This is a genomic window from Microbacterium sp. SYP-A9085 (genome assembly GCF_009649635.1).
In the GTDB taxonomy this organism is placed as follows: Bacteria; Actinomycetota; Actinomycetes; order Actinomycetales; family Microbacteriaceae; genus Microbacterium.
In genome coordinates, this window is sequence record NZ_WJII01000003.1 from 232,197 (window position 1) to 249,848 (window position 17,652).

18 protein-coding genes and 1 tRNA gene are annotated in these 17,652 nt (G+C 70.7%); 9 read left to right on the top strand and 10 right to left on the bottom strand.

Annotated features, from left to right (window positions below; translation table 11 throughout):
* Nucleotides 1-9 precede the first annotated feature (9 nt).
* A complete protein-coding gene (locus GH740_RS08880; RefSeq protein WP_153745737.1) occupies nucleotides 10-2,244 on the bottom strand; it encodes an efflux RND transporter permease subunit in 2,235 nt (744 codons plus the stop codon).
* A 52-nt stretch (nucleotides 2,245-2,296) separates the two neighbouring features.
* On the opposite strand from GH740_RS08880, the gene GH740_RS08885 reads away from it, so the two are divergent.
* From GH740_RS08885 to GH740_RS08895, 3 genes are all read left to right on the top strand, one after another.
* Nucleotides 2,297-3,259: an EamA family transporter gene (locus GH740_RS08885; RefSeq protein ID WP_153745738.1), complete on the top strand. Its 963-nt coding sequence runs from the start codon at nucleotides 2,297-2,299 to the stop codon at nucleotides 3,257-3,259.
* A 515-nt stretch (nucleotides 3,260-3,774) separates the two neighbouring features.
* A complete protein-coding gene (locus GH740_RS08890; RefSeq protein ID WP_153745815.1) occupies nucleotides 3,775-3,978 on the top strand; it encodes a cold-shock protein in 204 nt (67 codons plus the stop codon).
* Nucleotides 3,979-4,139: 161 nt separating this feature from the next.
* Nucleotides 4,140-5,246, top strand: a complete 1,107-nt coding sequence (locus tag GH740_RS08895; RefSeq protein WP_367641259.1) for a fatty acid desaturase — start codon at nucleotides 4,140-4,142, stop codon at nucleotides 5,244-5,246.
* Between the two features lie 52 nt (nucleotides 5,247-5,298).
* On the opposite strand, the gene GH740_RS08900 is transcribed toward GH740_RS08895, so the two are convergent.
* The 3 genes from GH740_RS08900 to GH740_RS08910 all read right to left on the bottom strand — a co-directional run bounded on the left by GH740_RS08900 (nucleotide 5,299) and on the right by GH740_RS08910 (nucleotide 8,405).
* Nucleotides 5,299-5,374: transfer RNA gene (locus GH740_RS08900), tRNA-Thr, on the bottom strand.
* Nucleotides 5,375-5,670: 296 nt separating this feature from the next.
* Nucleotides 5,671-7,218 (bottom strand): alpha/beta hydrolase, encoded by a 1,548-nt coding sequence (locus GH740_RS08905; RefSeq protein WP_367641223.1) that lies wholly within the window; start codon nucleotides 7,216-7,218, stop codon nucleotides 5,671-5,673.
* Nucleotides 7,215-8,405 carry a DNA polymerase III subunit delta' gene (locus tag GH740_RS08910; protein WP_153745740.1) on the bottom strand — a complete coding sequence of 397 codons (1,191 nt, stop codon included), beginning with the start codon at nucleotides 8,403-8,405 and terminating at the stop codon, nucleotides 7,215-7,217. The genes GH740_RS08905 and GH740_RS08910 overlap by 4 nt, the downstream gene beginning before the upstream one ends.
* Before the next feature lie 102 nt (nucleotides 8,406-8,507).
* Between GH740_RS08910 and GH740_RS08915 the strand changes: the two genes are divergently transcribed.
* Genes GH740_RS08915 through GH740_RS08935 form a run of 5 tightly spaced genes read left to right on the top strand, consistent with a single transcriptional unit; the run spans nucleotide 8,508 to nucleotide 11,715 of the window.
* Nucleotides 8,508-8,981: a hypothetical protein gene (locus GH740_RS08915; protein ID WP_153745741.1), complete on the top strand. Its 474-nt coding sequence runs from the start codon at nucleotides 8,508-8,510 to the stop codon at nucleotides 8,979-8,981.
* Between the two features lie 32 nt (nucleotides 8,982-9,013).
* A complete protein-coding gene (locus GH740_RS08920) occupies nucleotides 9,014-9,691 on the top strand; it encodes a hypothetical protein (RefSeq protein WP_153745742.1) in 678 nt (225 codons plus the stop codon).
* Entirely contained in the window at nucleotides 9,684-9,980 is a 297-nt protein-coding gene (locus GH740_RS08925) for a transcriptional regulator (protein WP_153745743.1), read from the top strand. The genes GH740_RS08920 and GH740_RS08925 overlap by 8 nt, the downstream gene beginning before the upstream one ends.
* Nucleotides 9,977-10,963 (top strand): ABC transporter ATP-binding protein, encoded by a 987-nt coding sequence (locus tag GH740_RS08930; protein WP_153745744.1) that lies wholly within the window; start codon nucleotides 9,977-9,979, stop codon nucleotides 10,961-10,963. The genes GH740_RS08925 and GH740_RS08930 overlap by 4 nt, the downstream gene beginning before the upstream one ends.
* The gene (locus GH740_RS08935; RefSeq protein WP_153745745.1) at nucleotides 10,963-11,715 is read left to right on the top strand and encodes an ABC transporter permease; all 753 of its coding nucleotides are present in this window, start codon (nucleotides 10,963-10,965) and stop codon (nucleotides 11,713-11,715) included. The genes GH740_RS08930 and GH740_RS08935 overlap by 1 nt, the downstream gene beginning before the upstream one ends.
* Before the next feature lie 6 nt (nucleotides 11,716-11,721).
* On the opposite strand, the gene tmk is transcribed toward GH740_RS08935, so the two are convergent.
* Both tmk and topA read right to left on the bottom strand, forming a co-directional pair.
* Nucleotides 11,722-12,342: a dTMP kinase gene (gene tmk, locus GH740_RS08940; protein ID WP_367641227.1), complete on the bottom strand. Its 621-nt coding sequence runs from the start codon at nucleotides 12,340-12,342 to the stop codon at nucleotides 11,722-11,724.
* Entirely contained in the window at nucleotides 12,339-15,095 is a 2,757-nt protein-coding gene (gene topA, locus GH740_RS08945; RefSeq protein WP_153745746.1) for a type I DNA topoisomerase, read from the bottom strand. Before topA ends, tmk begins: the two co-directional genes overlap by 4 nt.
* Nucleotides 15,096-15,304: 209 nt before the next feature.
* Here topA and GH740_RS08950 point away from each other — a divergent pair, with 209 nt between their 5' ends.
* Nucleotides 15,305-15,853 (top strand): type 1 glutamine amidotransferase domain-containing protein, encoded by a 549-nt coding sequence (locus GH740_RS08950; protein ID WP_153745747.1) that lies wholly within the window; start codon nucleotides 15,305-15,307, stop codon nucleotides 15,851-15,853.
* Between the two features lie 114 nt (nucleotides 15,854-15,967).
* On the opposite strand, the gene GH740_RS08955 is transcribed toward GH740_RS08950, so the two are convergent.
* Genes GH740_RS08955 through GH740_RS08970 form a run of 4 tightly spaced genes read right to left on the bottom strand, consistent with a single transcriptional unit; the run spans nucleotide 15,968 to nucleotide 17,637 of the window.
* Entirely contained in the window at nucleotides 15,968-16,219 is a 252-nt protein-coding gene (locus GH740_RS08955; protein WP_253941329.1) for a hypothetical protein, read from the bottom strand.
* Nucleotides 16,220-16,229: 10 nt separating this feature from the next.
* Nucleotides 16,230-16,562 (bottom strand): TadE family type IV pilus minor pilin, encoded by a 333-nt coding sequence (locus GH740_RS08960; protein ID WP_153745748.1) that lies wholly within the window; start codon nucleotides 16,560-16,562, stop codon nucleotides 16,230-16,232.
* Nucleotides 16,559-16,762, bottom strand: coding sequence for a DUF4244 domain-containing protein (locus GH740_RS08965; RefSeq protein WP_153745749.1), 204 nt, complete (start codon nucleotides 16,760-16,762; stop codon nucleotides 16,559-16,561). Before GH740_RS08965 ends, GH740_RS08960 begins: the two co-directional genes overlap by 4 nt.
* Before the next feature lie 41 nt (nucleotides 16,763-16,803).
* Nucleotides 16,804-17,637 carry a type II secretion system F family protein gene (locus GH740_RS08970; protein ID WP_367641231.1) on the bottom strand — a complete coding sequence of 278 codons (834 nt, stop codon included), beginning with the start codon at nucleotides 17,635-17,637 and terminating at the stop codon, nucleotides 16,804-16,806.
* Nucleotides 17,638-17,652 lie beyond the last annotated feature (15 nt).

Sequence of the window (17,652 nt, forward strand, 5' to 3'; positions counted from 1 at the left end):
GTACGCAGTTCAGCGGCGCGTAGGGCCGTCGACGTCCCGCCGCCACAGCCGCGACGGCCACCAGATGGCGCGCCCGATGTCGTACGACAGCGCGGGCACCAGCAGCGATCGCACGAGGAACGTGTCCACGAGCACGCCGAACGCGACGATGAACGCTATCTGCGCGAGGAACAGCACCGGGATGACACCCAGCGCCGCGAACGTCGCCGCCAGCACCAGGCCGGCGGAAGTGATGACCCCGCCGGTGGCGACCAGTCCACGCAGGATGCCGGACCGCGTGCCATGCGCCCGCGACTCCTCGCGAACGCGGGTCATCAGGAAGATGTTGTAATCGACGCCCAGCGCGACGAGGAACACGAAGCCGTACAGCGGCACCGCCGGGTCCGCGCCGGGGAAGCGCAGCAGGTTGTTGAACACGAGCGCCGCGACGCCCATCGCCGCGGCGAACGACACTATCACCGAGCCGATCAGCAGCAGCGGCGCGAGCACCGCGCGCAGCAGCAGCATGAGGATCACGAAGATCACCGCGAGCACGATGGGGATGATCAGCGTCCGGTCGCGGATCGACGTGTCGTTCGTGTCGATGTCGGTGGCGGTGACGCCGCCGACGACGGCATCCGGCGCCGCATCCGCAAGGGCTGCCCGCAGGTCCCGGACGGTGTGCTCGGCGGCGAGGGAGTCCGCCGGCTGCGACAGGGTGCCGGTGAGCAGCACATCGCCGTCGGAGACGGTCGGGGTCGGCGCCGGCGCGCCGGGAGGGCCGGGCGCGCTGAACACCGGTGCGCCGTCGGTCAACGTGATGGCCGCCTGGCCCGATGGGGAGTCGGCGGATGCCGCGGCGAGCGATTCGATGCCGTCGGCGGCATCCATCGCCCCCGCCGCCGGGGCGAGTTGACCCTCCGGGACCAGCACGTACACGGGGCTGCCGCTGCCGGCGTCGAAGTGCGCGCCGAGGACCGCCTGGCCGTCGCGCGCCTCGGAGTGGCCGAGCACGAGATCGCTGGAGGGCACGCCGTCCGCCTTCAGCTGCAGGATGCCGGTGCCCGCCGCCAGCAGGACGACCAGACACACGATCCACACCGGGCGCGACCGGCGGGCGACCAGGCGCGCCTGACGCTGCCAGAACCCGGTCACGGGCCGGCTGAGGTCGTCGGGGATCATCTCGATCGGCCGGTGCGGGATGAAGGGCCAGAACGCCGCGCGACCGAACAGCGCGAGCAGTGCCGGCAGGAACGTGAGGGCCGAGAGCATGGCGAACGCTATCCCGATCGCCGCGATCGGGCCGAGCGCCCGATTCGTGGCGAGGTCGCTGAGCAGCAGACACAGCAGCCCGGCGATCACGGTGCCGCCCGATGCGAGGATCGGCTCGAACGCGCCCCGCCATCCCCGCGTCGCCGCGTCCCACCGCGTGCGTCCCTCGCCGATCGCCTCGCGGAACCGGGCCACGTACAGCAGCGCATAGTCGGTGGCCGCGCCGATGACGAGGATGAACAGGATGCCCTGCACCTGGCCGTTCAGCAGCACTACCCCGGTCTTCGCGAGCCACCAGACCACGAGCAGCGCCACGCACAGGGCGAAGGATGCCGTGGCCAGCACGAGAATCGGCAGCAGCGGCGACCGGTACACGATCACGAGGATGAGGAACACGGCGACGAGGGCCACCCCGAGCAGCAGCCCGTCGATGCCGAGGAACCCCGCGACGAGGTCGGCCGTGAATCCCGCCGGGCCGGTGATCCATGCCGAGACACCGGCGGGGAGACCCTGGTCGAGAGCCGCGCGCAGTGCGCTGACGCTGTCGGCCACCTGTCCGCTGCGCAGCGGGACGAACAGCTGCGCCGCCTCACCGTCGTCCGAGACGATCGGGGGCGAGACCGCACCGTTGACGCCGTCGACGTTGCCGAGCGCATCGGAGAGGGTGCGCAGCGACGCGACCTGCGCGTCGCCGAGCGTCGCGCCGCCGTCCGCGGCGACCACGACCACGGCGGGGATGCTGTCGCTGCCGGCGAAGTCGGCCAGCCGGTTCTGGACGACCGTGGATGCCGCGGAGCTCGGCAGGTACGCGGACTGCGTGTTGGTCGAGACCTCATCGACCTTGCCGAAGTACGGGCCGCCGACGGCGCCTGCCACGAGCCAGACGAGCACGAGCAGGACCGGGATGCCCACGCGCAGCCACCGCGTGGGCTGCGCGTGCGCGGACGGGCGGCGACGCTGTCGCCGCGCGGGCCCAGACGATCGGGTCATCATGACGTGGCCCAATCTACCGATACCGGAAGCGCCGAAGCCATAGGCTGACCAGATGCCCGCCGCCGCCATCGCCCTCGTCGGTGCTCTGGTGTTCGGGTCGGCCGACTTCCTCGGCGGGCTGTCCGCCAAGCGTCTGAGATCGATCGTCGTGACCGCTGTCGCGGCCGGGTCGGGACTGGTCCTGCTGGTGGTGCTGTACCCGCTGCTGGGCGGTGTCTGGTCGCTTGCGGATGTCGGGTGGGGCGCTCTGACCGGGATCACCGGCGCCATCGCCATCGCGCTGTTGTACGCGTGCCTGGCAATCGGTCCGATGAGCATCCTGTCGCCACTGACGGCAATCGTCTCGGCGATAGCCCCGATGCTGTGGGGCCTGCTCGTCGACGGCGAGCAGCTCAGCGCGATCGGCTACACCGGACTCGGTATCGCCCTCGTGGCGGTGATCCTGGTGGGATTCATCCCGGGGGAGAAGGTGGTGCGCCCGGCTCCGCGGGGACTGGCGATGGCGCTGGGCGCCGGGTTGGCGATCGGCGCGTTCATGATCATCCTCGACCAGACCTCGCCGGGCAGTGGCATCGTCCCGCTGATAGTGAACCGTGGCGCGAATGCCCTGATCACCGCGTCGCTCGTCCTGATGCTGCTGCTGCTGGCGCGCAGTCGCGGAACGGCTCCGTCGCGAGTGCTGGCGGTGCAGGGGCCGATGCTGGGTGCGACGCCGACCGGACACGCCGACCTCGAACACGCGGTCGAGAATCCGCCGGCTGCACCGGTCGTACGGGTTCCCGCGAGCGCGTGGTGGCTGGCGATAGCGTGCGGCGCCGTCGACGCCGGGGCCAATGCGATAATGCTCGTCGCGCTGCGAATGGGTGATCTGTCGATAGTGTCGGCGCTGACGGCGATGTATCCCGCCGGCACTATCCTGCTGGCCGCGGTCGTGCTGCGCGAGCGCATCGCGGGGTTGCAATGGGTCGGACTGGGCCTCGCCTTGGCGGCCGGCGCGATGTTGGCAGTGTCGTGACACCAACCTGTGCTACGCTTATGCGTCCCCTTCCGGGACTCCTCGTACGTCGTGAAAAGCCGCCTCGCCCTCGCCGCAGAGCAGCAGTGTGCCGCATCGGCAGCAACCCCACGACCTTTCCTGGCCAACATCGCCACTTCCGTTTCTCTTGTTCGCGCACATCTTCGTCCGCGCTCCGCATCTCTAAGGCTCCCGTGCTCACCCCCGATCTCCTGTCCATCCCGGCCGTCGACTGGCGGCAGGCCGCCGACGACGTGTACGTCGCCGGCCGCGCCGGCGAGTACGCCGGCTTCGTCGGCGTCACCGACCGCGGCTATGAAGCCCGCGGAGGGCGCGGCGAAGATCTCGGGCTCCACGCGAGCCGCGATGCGGCGATGGCCGCGGTCGCGGCATCCGTGTGCCCCTCCCCCGAACTCCCGGCGCGTGAACGCCGCCGGTCCCACCGTCCGCGCCGGAGTCTTCGGCGCGGCACCCCTGGTCGCTCCGGCGGCCCGAACAACAGAAGGAAAGACACGATGGCCACTGGCACCGTGAAATGGTTCAACTCCGAAAAGGGCTACGGCTTCATCGCGCCGGACGACGGCTCGGCTGACCTGTTCGCGCACTTCAGCGCGATCGAGGGCAACGGGTTCAAGGAGCTGCGCGAAGCGCAGAAGGTGGAGTTCGACGCCGAGCGCGGCCCGAAGGGCATGCAGGCAGCCAACATCCGCCCGCTGTGATCCACACGACGGCCGGGGCCCCGACGGGCTCCGGCCGTCGTCGTCTTCGCGCATATGCCGTCCGGTGCACATGAGGACGCGTAGGGTGGGGCGCAAAAGCGATCGGCAACCGCCGCCTGCTCACCCCGGCCTCACGGTCCCGACAAGAGAACTGGTGCACCATCTCCTCCACCACCCTCGAGCCTCGGCTTGGGCCCGTTCGGCAGACGTACGCCAGGACCGGTGACTTCCCGTCCCTCACCCGCGCTTTCACCGACGTATCCCGGGTGGCGCGCGAGAGTGGACTGCTCGCGCGCACGCCGTGGTTCTACGCGTTCGTCGGCCTGGCGATAGCGCTGGGGTTCGGCGGTGCGGTGACCGGGTTCATCCTGCTGGGCGACAGCTGGTTCCAGCTGCTGATTGCCGGCGCCCTCGGCATCCTCTTCACGCAGGTCGCGTTCCTCTCGCATGAGGCCGCGCACCGCCAGATCCTGGCATCCGGTCCCGCGAACGATCGCCTCGCGCGGGTGCTGGGCAACGGGATCGTCGGCATGAGCTACTCATGGTGGGCGTCCAAGCACACCCGGCACCACGCGAACCCGAACCGCGTCGGCCGTGACCCGGACATCGAGATCGACACCATCTCGTTCATCGAGGAGGACGCGGCATCGGCCCGCGGCATCCGTCGCCTGATCACCCGCCGCCAGGGGTGGCTGTTCTTCCCGCTGCTGACGCTGGAGGGCCTCAACCTGCACCTGCTGGCGTTGCGTCATCTGTTCGGCCGCGAGCCGATCAAGGGACGCTGGCTGGAGCTGGTCCTGCTCGTCGTGCGATTCGCGGTGTTCGTGGTGCCGGTGTTCCTGCTGCTGCCGATCGGGATGGCGTTCGCGTTCCTCGGTGTGCAGCTGGCGGTCTTCGGCGTGTACATGGGGGCCACGTTCGCGCCCAACCACAAGGGGATGCCGGTGATCGACCACGACGCGAAGCTGGACTTCTTCACGAAGCAGGTCCGCACGTCGCGCAACATCGGCGGCGGCTGGTGGGCGACGTGGCTGATGGGCGGGCTGAACTACCAGATCGAGCACCACCTTTTCCCGAGCATGCCCCGGCCGCACCTGGCGCGGGCGCGGGAGATCGTCCGGGACCAGTGCCGTTCGCTCGACGTGCCCTATGTGGAGACCACGCTGTGGCGGTCGTATGGCATCGTCATCCAGTACCTGAACCGGGTGGGGCTCGCGGCCCGCGACCCGTTCGAATGCCCGATGGTGGCGACGCACCGCCGCGTGTGAGTGCCCTGCACGAACGACGGAAGCCCGGTCAGATCCTGACCGGGCTTCGTCGTGGAGCCACCTAAGGGAATCGAACCCTTGACCTATTCATTACGAGTGAATCGCTCTGCCGTCTGAGCTAAGGTGGCGCATCCGCGGCAGCGGTGCACGATCATCGATCTTACATGGTGGGAACACGCGCCGCGAACCGCGCGGGCGGCCGCGACGCCCCCGGAGCGGGCCGCCACGCGCTGCCGCGCGCCTCATCGTGGCGCACGACCCGCGGCGCAGCAGCGACGCGCTTGGCGCGGCGCCGCGCGCTACACGAATCCGCATCCGCGCCAGCGAATCCGTGGCGCGAACGCAGAATAGTGCAGCGCGAGCGGATGGCACGCGCGAACTGTGGACGCGGACCGTGATCCGCGCCCGTCCCGCGCCGCGTGCGTCAGCGCGTGCAGCGGATGTCGCCCGAGGGCACCGTGCCGTCGACGAAGTAGTCGTTGACGGCCACGTCAACACAGCGGTTGCCCTTGTTGAAGCCGGTGTGCCCCTCGCCGACGCGGGTGACGAGGATACCGGAGTCCAGCTGCTTCGCGAGCGAGACCGCCCATTGGTACGGCGTGGCGGGGTCGTTCGTCGTGCCGATCACGAGAATCGGCGCCGCGCCGGCGGCGTGGATCTGCTCGCGCACCCCGGTCGGACGCTCCGGCCACACGGAACACGTGTCGAGGTCGACGCCCCAGTAGGGGGCGATCGTGGGCGCCTTCGCCTTCAGTTCGGCCACGGCCGCCTGCTTCTGGCTGTCGGTGGCCGTGTCGGGATAGTCCATGCAGTTGTACGCGGTGAACGCCTCGAACGAGTTGTCCTTGTATTTCCCGTCGACGCGGTTGTAGTAGAAGTCGGCGAGCTGGAACGCGGTTGCGGGGTTCCCCCGCGCCACGTCCGACAGCGCCTGCGTCAGGTACGGCCAGCTCTGCTGCGAGTACAGCGCCGCGACGATCGCGGTCATGAACGCGTCCGCGCCCAGCCGCCGCCCGTCCTGATTCCGCTCCGGCGACCGATCTGCCTTCGCCAGCAGCATCCCGAGGTCGCCCATCCCGTCGTCGACTGTGCCCGAGAACGGGCATCCGCGCGTGCGCAGACACGACGCCATGTAGGCGCGCAGCGCCGACTCGAACCCGATGCCCTGCGCGAGGCTCACCTGCAGCCCGGACACCGCCGGGTCGATAGCCCCGTCCAGGACGAACCGGCCCACCCGCTCCGGGTACAGCTTCGCATACGTGGCGCCCAGGAACGTCCCGTACGAATAGCCGAGGTAGTTCAGCTTCTTGTCACCGAGCACCGCGCGGATCAGATCCATGTCGCGCGCGGCGAACTCCGTGGTGACATCCGGCAGGATGCCGTCGCTGTTGCGCGCGCAAGCCTTCCCGAACGCCGCGGCCGAATCCATCACCTCGGCGCGCCAGGCGTCGGTTCCCCGCTTCGACTGCGGGATGTCGAACAGGTACGCGTCCATCTTCGCGGCGTCATAGCAGGTCACCGCGGTCGAGGCGCCGACCCCGCGCGGGTCGAAGCCGATCACGTCGTAGTCGCGCGCCAGCTCGTCGCCCACGGCGAACGTCAGCGAGTCCCGGATCAGCTCGACGCCGCTCGCCCCGGGCCCGCCCGGGTTGACCAGCAGCGACCCGAGCGGTGTGCCGTCCGTAGCGCGGTGCCGGATAATCGACAGCTCGAGGCTGCCGGCAGCCGGGTCCGCCCAGTCGCGCGGCGCCTTCACCGTGGCGCAGTCGAAATCGCTCGCGCACGACGACCAGTCCACGCTCTGGCCGTAGAACGGGGCGAGGTCGGTGGCCACGCCGTCGGTGTCGGGCGCAGGGGATGCCGCCGGAGTCGTGGTCTCGTCGGGGATGACCGTGAACAGGCAGCCGCTGAGGGCGATGGATGCCGCAGCCAGGCCCGCGATCACGGCGAAAAGGCGAGTCGTGGTGTTCACGGGATCCTTCCGTGGGCGACGGTGATGAGCATGCTCTCCAGTGCGAGGACGGGAGCGACGTTCTGCTCAACGCGCGTGCGGGTCTCGGCGATGTCGTCCAGCACCGCCAGCGTGCGGTCTGGCGCCCAGGCGTGCGCGATAGCACGCAACGGGCCGTCGAGCTCCCTGTTGATGAGGTCATCACTGCGCCCGTACTGCAGCATCAGCACGTCCCGGTACATCGACTGCAGATCGGTGAGCACGCGGTCGATGCCGTCGCGCAGGCTTCGCGTCGCGCGGCGTTTCTGGTCGTCTTCGAGCGCCTTCAGCTGCGAGCGCACGGCCGGTGGCACGGCCGCGCCGGGTGGGATCCCGACGGTGGTCAGCAGCGCGCTGCGCTCGGCCTCGTCACGCTCCGCAGTGAGCGCCTTCGCGTCGTCGGTCGCCGCCGCGACGATCTGCGCGGCCGCCTCCACCGCCGTGGAAACTCCGCGCACGCCCAGCGCGACCTGCAGCGTCTGCGCCCGTCGCTGCCGTGCCGCGGGGTCCGTCGCGAGCCGCTGCGCCATGCCGATGTGCCGCTGCGCGTGCCGGGCGGACTGCTCGGCGACCGCAGGGTCGACACCGGTCCGCGCGGCGATGAGCCCCGCGACATCGGCGACCTCGGGGTCGCGCAGCCGCAGTGTGCGCACGCGGGAGCGGATCGTCGGCAGCAGGTCGGCTTCGCTCGGCGCGCACAGCACCCACACGGTGCGCTCCGGCGGCTCTTCGAGCGCCTTCAGGAGCACGTTGGACGTGCGCTCGGCCATGCGGTCGGCATCCTCCATCACGATCACGCGATAGCGGCCCAGCGACGGTGCGAAGTAGGAGCGCTCCACGAGCGCGCGCGCGTCTTTGATCGTGATGATCACGCCCTCGGTGCGCAGCACGGTGCAGTCCGGATGCGTGCCGGCCAGCACCTGACGCATCACGATCTCGTCGTGCGGGTCGGCGATCAGCGCCGCGGCGAACGCGCGCGCCAGTGTCGACCGTCCGGAGCCGGGCGGGCCGGTGATCAGCCACGCATGGGTGAGTCCGGCGGGGTTGGATGCCGCGGTCTGCAGCGCGCGGACGGCATCGTCCTGCCCCCAGACGTCGCCCCACGGCGCAGGCCTCGTCACCGTCGGGGCTGCGGCCACGATCCGGTCGGCGGGGGCGGCGGCATCCATGCCGACCAGCCTAACCGGCGGCGCCGACGCCGACGGTGCCGGACCGCGGATCTCGACGTCGCCCGCACGCGCTGCGACATCCCGCGCACACGGTCCCAGAAGATGCTGGTTCAGAGCCGTCGATCCCGCGAGTTGTGCGACCCCCGCTCGATCGCGTCACACAACACGCGGGTGAGGGCGCCGCGCACCCGCATCTTCTGCGACGGGCTCTCGGTCGCGTCTCACAACATGCGGGTGAAGGCGCCGCGAACCCGCACCTTGTGCGACATCCCGCACCTTGTCGCAGAACAGGTCGGTCCGGAGGCGTCGAGGCCGCCATCCGAGCATCACGTCACAAAAGATGCCGGTCCGGAGGCGCCGAGGCCGCATCCGAACATCGCGTCACAAAAGATGCCGGTCCAGGACCGCGGATGCCGCACCTTCCGCGACATCCGCTCGATCGCGTCGCACAACATGCGGGTGAAGGCGCCGCGCAGCCGCATCTTCTGCGACATCCCCTCGACCGCGTCTCACAACATGCGGGTGAAGGCGCCGCGCAGCCGCATCTTCTGCGACATCATCAACCGCGCAACTTGACCCCCAAATAACTTTGAACTACAAAGTTCTTTATGGAACCGACGAACGACGAGACGCCGCTGACCCCGGCGCAGATGCTGGCGCTCCTGGAGGATCAGCAGCGGACCGTCGCCGGCCGGATGGCGTCGTTCGTGCCGTGGATCTTGCTGTCGTGGGGCGTGGCCTGGCTCGCCGGCTTCCTCATACTGTGGGTCGACGTGGTCCTGTACGACGGGCCGACCGTGCCGAGCGTGCCCGCCGGCGTCATCTTCGGCGGCCTTCTCGCGGCGGCGGCCGTCGTCTCGATGGTGCTCGGCATCCGCTCCGGCCGGGGACTGCGCGGCACCCGCGAGTCCGCGTTCGTCGGGATCGTGTACGGCAACATGTGGTGGATCGGCAGCATCGCGCTCATCGTGATCGGGCGCGCCCTGGTGGACCGCGGCATGCCGGTTGCGCTGCTGGCGGTGTTCTTCCCCAGCGCGTACTTCTTCTACGCGGGCGTGATGTACGTCATGTCCGGACTTGTCTGGCGTGCCCGACCCATGGTGCTGCTCGGGATCTGGTCGGTGGCCATGAGCGCGGTCGGCGCCTTCGTCCCCCTGCCGACGCACTACCTCTTCTACGCGATCGCCGGCGGCGGCGCGTTCCTGCTCGTCGCGGCCTGGAGCACATGGTGGGTGCATCTGGCCCGGCGGCGCGTGGCACGGGCTGCGGGACCGGATCATGCATGACCTCGATCCGGTGATCCACGCGCAGGCGCGGCTGCGGATCGTCGCCGCCCTCGCGACGCTCGACGGCTCCGACCAGATCACCTTCCCCCGACTGCAGGAGGTGCTGGACATGACCGCCGGCAATCTCTCCACCCATCTGCGCAAGCTCGAGGATGCCGCGTACGTGCTCGTCGAGAAGACGCACAAGGGGCGGACCCCCGTGACCTACATCGCGCTCACGAGACAAGGCCGCCGCGCCTTCGAGGACTACACCGCGCAGCTGCGCGACGTACTGAGAGGAAACCCATGACCATCGCCTCCTTCGACCGCGTCACACGACGCTTCGGCGACCTCGTCGCCGTCGACGACGTGACGCTCGACATCCCCGAAGGCCAGATCGTGGGCCTGCTGGGCCCGAACGGCGCCGGCAAGTCGACCCTGCTGTCGCTGCTGCAGGGACTGCGTCGCCCCACCAGCGGCACTGTCGCCCTGTTCGGCGGCGACCCGGGCGACCCGCGCCGCCGCGTGCGCCTGGGCTGCACCCCGCAGGAGACGGCGCTGCCCGAGACGCTGCGCGTCGGCGAGGTGCTCGACTTCGTCGGGCGCCACTTCCCGAGCCGCGTCGACACGACCGAGCTCGCCGAGCAGTTCGGGTTCGCGGACCTGCTGCGGCGTCAGACCGGCGGACTCTCCGGCGGGCAGAAGCGCCGCGTGAGCGTCGCACTGGCGTTCGTCGGAGATCCGCGCCTCGTGCTGCTGGACGAGCCCACGACGGGGCTGGATGTCGACGCCCGGCGCGCCGTCTGGGACGCGATCCGCGACCGGCACGCGCGCGGCGCGACAGTGGTGGTCACGAGTCACTATCTGGAGGAGATCGAAGCGCTCGCGCAGCGTGTGGTGATCGTCGACCGCGGTCGCGTCATCGCCGACGACGCGCTGCACGGGGTGCTCGGCCGGGTCGCCCGGTCGCGGGTCACCCTGCGGACATCGGATGCCGCGGCCGTCACGGCCCTGGTCGACAACGCCGCGGTGGTCGGGGCCCGGCGGCGCACGGATGAGGCCCGGGATGCCGAGGAGCTGGCCCTGATGGTCAACGACGCGGACGCTTTCGTGCGTCGCCTCGTCGCCAGCGGCGCCGACTTCACCGGCCTCGGTGTCCGCGGCGCGACGCTCGAGGAGGCGTTCCTGGCGCTGACGTCGCGCGCGCAGCCCGTCGCGCCCGCGACATCCGTCCCGACGACATCGCCCGCGACATCCGTCCCCGCCGCAGCCACGACGAAGGGAGCCCTGTGATGAGCATCGCCTCGCTGACCGCCGTCCACACGAAGTACAACCTGCTGGAGACGCTGCGCGTGCCGATCGCGGTGATCGGCACCGTCGTCTTCCCCGCGCTCGCGCTGCTGTTCTTCGTGGTGCCGAACCGCACCGTCGCCGAGAACCCGGCCTATGCCACGCAGGCCATCATCTCGATGGCGGTGTTCGCGGTGATGGTGAACGGCCTGTTCTCGTTCGGGCTCGCCATCGCGGAGAACCGCGAGAAGCCGTGGGATCCGTATCTGCGCACGCTGCCGGCCCCGGGAATAGTGCGCGTGCTCGCGCACATCTTCTCCACCGGCGCGCTCGGGCTCGTGGCGCTCCTGCCGATCGTGCTGATCGGCGGGATGCTCACCTCGGCGCAGGCGTCCGCGTGGCGGGTGCTCGCCGGGCTCGTCGCCGTCGCGGTCGCGGCCCTGCCCTTCATGTTGATCGGCATGGCGATCGGCTTCTCGATGACGCAGAAGGCGGCGATCGCCGTCATCCAGGTCGTGATGTTCGGCCTCGCGTTCGCCGGCGGGCTGTTCCTGCCGCCGATCATGTTCGCCGACTGGCTCGACCGGATCTCGATGTTCTTCCCGTCGCGTCAGGCGCGCGAACTCGTGATCTGGGCCGTGCAGGGCGGCGAGCTGCCGTGGTGGGCGTGGGTCGGCATCGTGGTGTGGACGGCGCTGTTCCTGGCCCTCACGCTGCTGCTGTTCCGCCGGGACGAGGGGCGCCGCTTCCGCTGAGCCGCGTCAGCCGAGTCGGTCGGCGACGCGCGCGCGCACGAGCGCCGCGATCTCGTCGACCGGCAGGCTCGCGTCCACGACCAGGAACCGCGCGGGCTCGGCGTCCGCGAGCGTGAGGAACGCGGTCCGGACGCGGGCGTGGAACTCGGCCTGCTCGGCCTCGAGGCGGTCGAACGGCTTGTCGTCGGCATCCAGCCGGCGGCGGGCGGATGTCTCGTCCAGGTCGAGCAGGACCGTCACATCCGGCAGGAGCCCGTCCACCGCCCACAGCGACAGGTCCCGCACCTGCTGCGGATCCAGGACGCGGCCCGCGCCCTGGTAGGCGACCGACGAGTCGAGGTACCGGTCCTGGATCACGACGTCACCGCGCGCGATCGCGGGACGCACGACCGTCGCCACATGGTGGGCGCGGTCGGCGGCGTACAGCAGGGCCTCGGCACGCGCGTCGATGTGGCCGCGGTGGTGCAGCACAATCTCGCGGACCCGCTGCCCTACGTCGGTGCCACCCGGCTCCCGGGTGCGCACGACGTCCCGGCCCTGCGCGCGCAGCCAGTCCTCGAGGAGGGCCGCCTGGGTGCTCTTGCCGACGCCGTCACCGCCCTCGAACGTGACGAACAGGCCGGTCACTTCTTCTTCGCCGCGGTCTTGCGGGTCGTGCCGGTCCGAGCGCTGCGCTTGGGAGCCGGGCCCTTCGCGCGCTTGTCGGCCAGCAGCTGCACGGCGCGGTCGAAGTCGACGGCCATAGCGTCCTCACCGCGGGGCACGGTGGCGTTGGTCTCACCGTCGGTGACATACGGGCCGAAGCGGCCATCGCGCAGCTTGATCGCCTTGCCGCTGACCGGGTCGGCGTCGAACTCCTTCAGGGCACTGGAGGCGCGCCGCGCACCGTACTTCGGCTGCTTGTACCGCTCGAGCGCCTCCTCGAGCGTGATGTCGAAAAGCTGCTGCTCGGAGTCGAGGGTACGCGAGTCGGCGCCCTTCTTCAGGTACGGGCCGTACCGCCCGTTCTGAGCGGTGATCTCCTCACCGGTCTCGGGGTCGGCCCCGACCGTGCGCGGCAGCGACAGCAGCTTCAGCGCGTCATCGAGACCGATGGTGTCCACCGACATGCTCTGGAACAGCGACGCGGTGCGGGGCTTCGGGGCGGCGGCGGCCTTCTTGGCGCCCTTCCCGGCGGTGGCCTTGTCGGCACCCTTCCCCGCGGCGGTCTTCTTGGCACCCTTCTTCGGCGCGGGCGACTCATCGAGCACCTCGCCGGTTGCGGCATCCACCGTCGTGGGGTCGTCGGGCTCGATCTCCTGGACGTAGGGTCCGTAGCGGCCGTCCTTGACGACGATGAGCTTCCCGTTGTCGGGATTCTCCCCCAGCACGCGGTCGCCGGCCACCGGCGCGTCGATGAGCTCCTGTGCACGGGCGGCGGTCAGCTCGTCGGGCGCGAGCTCCTCCGGGATGTTCACGCGGCGCGGGTCGGCGTCCGGCTGGGCCGGGTCGGTGACCTCCAGGTACGGTCCGTAGCGGCCGATGCGCAGCACCGCGGTGTCGGTGATCCGGGTGGAGTTGATCTCGCGGGCGTCGATCTCACCGAGGTTGTCGACGATGTTGCGCAGCCCGGTGTGGCCCTCGGAGCCGAAGTAGAACTCGCGCAGCCAGTCGACGCGCTTCTGCTCGCCGCGGGCGATGGCATCCAGGTCATCCTCGAGCGCGGCGGTGAAGTCGTAGTCGACGAGCTCGGTGAAGTGCTGCTCGAGCAGCCGCACGACGCTGAACGCGACCCAGCTGGGAACGAGCGCCTGCCCGCGCTTGGTGACGTAGCCGCGGCCGAGGATCGTGTCGATGATGCTCGCGAACGTCGACGGGCGGCCGATGCCCTTCTCCTCGAGCGCCTTCACCAGCGACGCCTCGGTGTACCGGGGCTTGGGCGTCGTGGCGTGGCCCTTGGGCTCCACGTCGCGCAGGCTCAGGATGTCGCCGACCGCGAGCCGCGGGAGGGCCTGCTCGTCCGGCTTCTCGGCGTCCGAGCGCTTCTCATCGCGGCCCTCCTCGTACGCGTCGAGGAACCCCTTGAACGTGTAGACGGTGCCGGATGCCGTGAACTCGGCGGTTCGCTCGGCCAGCGCCACCGCGAGCGTCACGGTCGTGGTCTCGTACGTCGCGTCGGACATCTGGCTGGCGACGGTGCGCTTCCAGATCAGTTCGTACAGGCGCAACTCGTCGCGGTCCAGGGCGCCGGACACCGATGAGGGCGTCCGGAAATGCTCGCCGGACGGGCGGATCGCCTCGTGCGCCTCCTGCGCGTTCTTGCTCTTGCTCTTGTACACGCGCGGGTTCAGCGGCACGGCCTTCTCGCCGTACAGCTGGACCGCCTGCTCCCGCGCGGCGCGCACCGCCTGGGTGGACAGCGCGGTCGAGTCGGTGCGCATGTAGGTGATGTAGCCCTTCTCGTACAGGCGCTGGGCGACGCTCATGGCGTGCTTCGCGCTCATCGAGAGCTTCCGGCCGGCTTCCTGCTGCATCGTCGAGGTCGTGAACGGCGCGTAGGGCCGGCGCGTGCCGGGCTTGGACTCCAGTGCGGTGACGGATGCCGCACCCACCGCGGTGACCTCATCGGCGAGGGTACGTGCGGCGGCCTCGTCGAGCCGGACCACGGCCTTCTTCAGCGCGCCGCGGTCGTCGAAGTCGGAGCCGCGGGCGATCGGCGCGCCGCCCACGCGGGCCAGCTGCACCCCGAACGCGTCGCCCTGCGTGGCGGCGGTGGCCGCGACATCCCAGTACGAGGCGGAGACGAACGCCATCCGCTCCCGCTCCCGGTCCACGATCAGTCGGGTCGCCGCGGACTGGACGCGGCCCGCCGACAGGCCCTGCTGGACCTTCAGCCACAGCACCGGCGAGACATCCCACCCGTACAGCCGGTCGAGGATGCGGCGCGTCTCCTGCGCGTCGACGAGGTCGAAATCGAGCTCGCGAGTGTTGGTCACGGCCGCCTGGATGGCGTCCTTGGTGATCTCGTGGAAGACCATCCGCTTGACGGGAACCTTCGGCTTGAGCGCCTCGAGCAGGTGCCAGGCGATGGCCTCGCCCTCACGGTCCTCATCGGTGGCGAGCAGGAGCTCGTCGCTCGTTTTCAGGGCCCGCTTGAGCTCGGCGACGGTCTTCTTGCCGCGCTCGGACTCCACATAGTAGGGAGCGAAGTCGTTCTCGATGTCGACCGAGTAGCGACCCACCGACGTCTTCTTCAGCTCGGAGGGGATCGCCTTGCGATCGGCGAGGTCGCGGATGTGACCGACCGAGCTGAGCACCTCGTAACCGTCGCCCAGGTAGCCCTGGATCGACTTCATCTTCGTCGGCGACTCGACGATCACGAGCTTCTTGCCGTGTGCCAAAGGGGTGGTCCTTTCTTCGAAGCACACCATACACACCCTGAACGCCTGTCCGACGCGGCGAAGATTCAGACAACGCCGCTAGACGCCCGTGCGCGTCCGCGCGAGGTGGCACGCGTGCCGGTAGCACGCGGACCGGATGGGGGCCAGCCCCTCGCCCTGTCCGCCATGCGGCCGGATGCTGGCGGCTTTCGAATGAAAGGAAACAGAAGATGGCGAAGCTCACCGACCGCACCGTGGCGTTCCTCGCGACCGACGGGTTCGAGGACGCCGAATTGACCAGTCCCTGGGAGGCGGTGACCCGCGCGGGTGCCGCGGCGACGATGGTCGCTCCGGACGGCGGCCAGATCACCGGAAAGCACGGACACGTGCAGGCCGTGGACCTGCGCGCCGACGAGGCCGACGCCGGCGGCTTCGACGCGCTCGTGCTGCCGGGCGGCGTCGTGAACGCCGACCACCTCCGCATGGACGAGGCCTCGATAGCGTTCGTGCGCGCGTTCTTCGACGACCATAAGCCGGTGGCGGTCATCTGCCATGGGCCGTGGATCCTGATCGAGGCGGGCGTCGTGGACGGTCGCACACTCACGAGCTACCCGAGCCTGCGCACGGACCTGCGCAATGCGGGTGCCGCGTGGGTCGACGAGGAGGTGGTCGTCGATCAGGGTCTCGTCTCCAGCCGGACGCCCGGCGACCTGCCCGCGTTCAACGCGAAGGTGATCGAAGAAGTCGCCGAGGGGCGGCACGCTGGCCAGACGCCGTGAGCGTCACGGCGGGGTCGGGTTCCCCTCCCCCGCCGGGTTGAGGTTCTGGGTCCGGCGGCGGGCCGGCCCGGGCCGACGCTGTCGCGTGCAGCGGCCCCGCCGAGATGCTGACGGTCACCGTCGCGACGAGCCCGTCGAGGGCGCACGCGTCCAGTCCCGCGCCGCCGGCGGCGGCGAGCTGGTCTGCGCGGTCGCACGGGAGCCGGTAACGGCGCCGGATGCCGCATCTGCGGCGGCGAGCGCTGCGGCGTCCGCCGCCGCGGCGGCCCGTTGCGACTGCACGGCGGCCAGTCCGGACGCGGCCAGCCCCACGCCGAGGGCCGCCGCGCAGCCGATGACCCCCACCGCGAGCACCGTCCCGGGCACTGGTGCACGCTCACTGCCCGCCGGCGAGTGCGCACGATGCGACGCGCAGCTCGGGGATCGGGAGCCGGGCGGGCGCCACGGCGTCGACGCAGACGAGGTCGCCGCGGTGCACCACCGTCGCCGACGCGCCGTCGACGGCGCCGGGCAGCAGAGCGAGAGCCCGGGCTTCGGGCTCGCCGCGGGCCACCAGACGCGCCGCGTCGGCGGCGGCATCCTGCAGTCGCACCTGCCGGCCGCACGCCGCGAGCACGCCCACCCCCAGCGCGAGGACCAGCACAATGGCGGGCAGCGCCACCGCGAACTCGGCGGTCACCGATCCGCGGTCGCCTCGCTGACCGTTCATGACACGGTCAGCGCCCGCCGGACGAGGTCGGTGAGGATGCCGCGCACCTCGTCCGATCGCATGATGACGACCAGCAGGCCGGCGAACGCGACGGCCGCCATTGTGGCGATCGCATATTCCGCGGTGGCGGCACCGGCGTCGTCGCCGGCGAGGAACAGCCGGCGCGCGCGGCGGCGCGTCAGCGGGGGAAGGGTGTTCATGGTGTCGCTCCTTATCCATGGGACGGTGGGCACGATCGCTCTCACACCGACAGCGGCGTCGAGGTGAGGATGCCGAGGAGCGTGGGGGCCACGCCCAGCAGTAGGAACGCGGGCAGGGTGCACACCCCCAGCGGCACAAGCAGGCGCGACGACAGCCGCGCCGCGCGCAGCCGACCGTCGGTGCGCGCTCGGTGCCGCGCGAGCGCGGCGGACGCGCGCAGCAGCTCCGCGGCGGGCACGCCGGCCGTCTGCGACAGGGTGAGGATGCCGACGGTGTCGGCGTCGGCAGCGCCGCCACCGGTCCGCGCGACGATCGCCTCGGCCCGTGCCCGGTCGACGCCGCCGGACAGTGCTATCGCCATGAGGTCGGCGGTCATGCCGGGCACCCCACCGTCCGGGTCAGCACGTCGCACGAGCGCCGCGTTCCACCGGCGTGCGGCCACGATCAGTCCGATGCCGGCGGCTGCGCACACGAGCCCGACCGGGTCGGCGAACACCACATGCAGGGTGTCGAAGCCCAGGCTCGCACCGAGCGCGACGGCGACCAGTGGCAGCCATGACATCAGCCGCGCGGTCCCGGCCGGCTCGGCGAGCGCCACCCGCACCTCGTCACGTGTCTGCGCGGCATCTTGCAGCGCAGACGCGATGCCGCGCAGGCTGTCGGCGAGCGGCGCGCCGACGGTCTGCGCGATGGTCCATGCGGCGCCGACATCCTCCCACCCCGCCCCTGCATCGGTGATAGCGGCCGCGACATCCTGCCCGGCATCGACCCGCGCGACCACCAGCGCCGCGTGCGCGTCGCCCACCGCGGCGAGATGCCGCCATGCCCGATCCGGTGAGACCCCCGCCTGCAGCAGCACCGCGAGTCGCAGCACGGTCGCGGGATCCGG

Coding starts and splice junctions, on each gene's coding strand:
- GH740_RS08880 (WP_153745737.1), bottom strand. CDS start 2,244: ATGATGACCCGATCGTCTGGGCCCGCGCGGCGACAGCGTCGCCGCCCG.
- GH740_RS08885 (WP_153745738.1), top strand. CDS start 2,297: ATGCCCGCCGCCGCCATCGCCCTCGTCGGTGCTCTGGTGTTCGGGTCG.
- GH740_RS08890 (WP_153745815.1), top strand. CDS start 3,775: ATGGCCACTGGCACCGTGAAATGGTTCAACTCCGAAAAGGGCTACGGC.
- GH740_RS08910 (WP_153745740.1), bottom strand. CDS start 8,405: ATGGATGCCGCCGCCCCCGCCGACCGGATCGTGGCCGCAGCCCCGACG.
- GH740_RS08915 (WP_153745741.1), top strand. CDS start 8,508: ATGCTGGTTCAGAGCCGTCGATCCCGCGAGTTGTGCGACCCCCGCTCG.
- GH740_RS08920 (WP_153745742.1), top strand. CDS start 9,014: ATGGAACCGACGAACGACGAGACGCCGCTGACCCCGGCGCAGATGCTG.
- GH740_RS08925 (WP_153745743.1), top strand. CDS start 9,684: ATGCATGACCTCGATCCGGTGATCCACGCGCAGGCGCGGCTGCGGATC.
- GH740_RS08930 (WP_153745744.1), top strand. CDS start 9,977: ATGACCATCGCCTCCTTCGACCGCGTCACACGACGCTTCGGCGACCTC.
- GH740_RS08935 (WP_153745745.1), top strand. CDS start 10,963: ATGAGCATCGCCTCGCTGACCGCCGTCCACACGAAGTACAACCTGCTG.
- GH740_RS08950 (WP_153745747.1), top strand. CDS start 15,305: ATGGCGAAGCTCACCGACCGCACCGTGGCGTTCCTCGCGACCGACGGG.
- GH740_RS08960 (WP_153745748.1), bottom strand. CDS start 16,562: ATGAACGGTCAGCGAGGCGACCGCGGATCGGTGACCGCCGAGTTCGCG.
- GH740_RS08965 (WP_153745749.1), bottom strand. CDS start 16,762: ATGAACACCCTTCCCCCGCTGACGCGCCGCCGCGCGCGCCGGCTGTTC.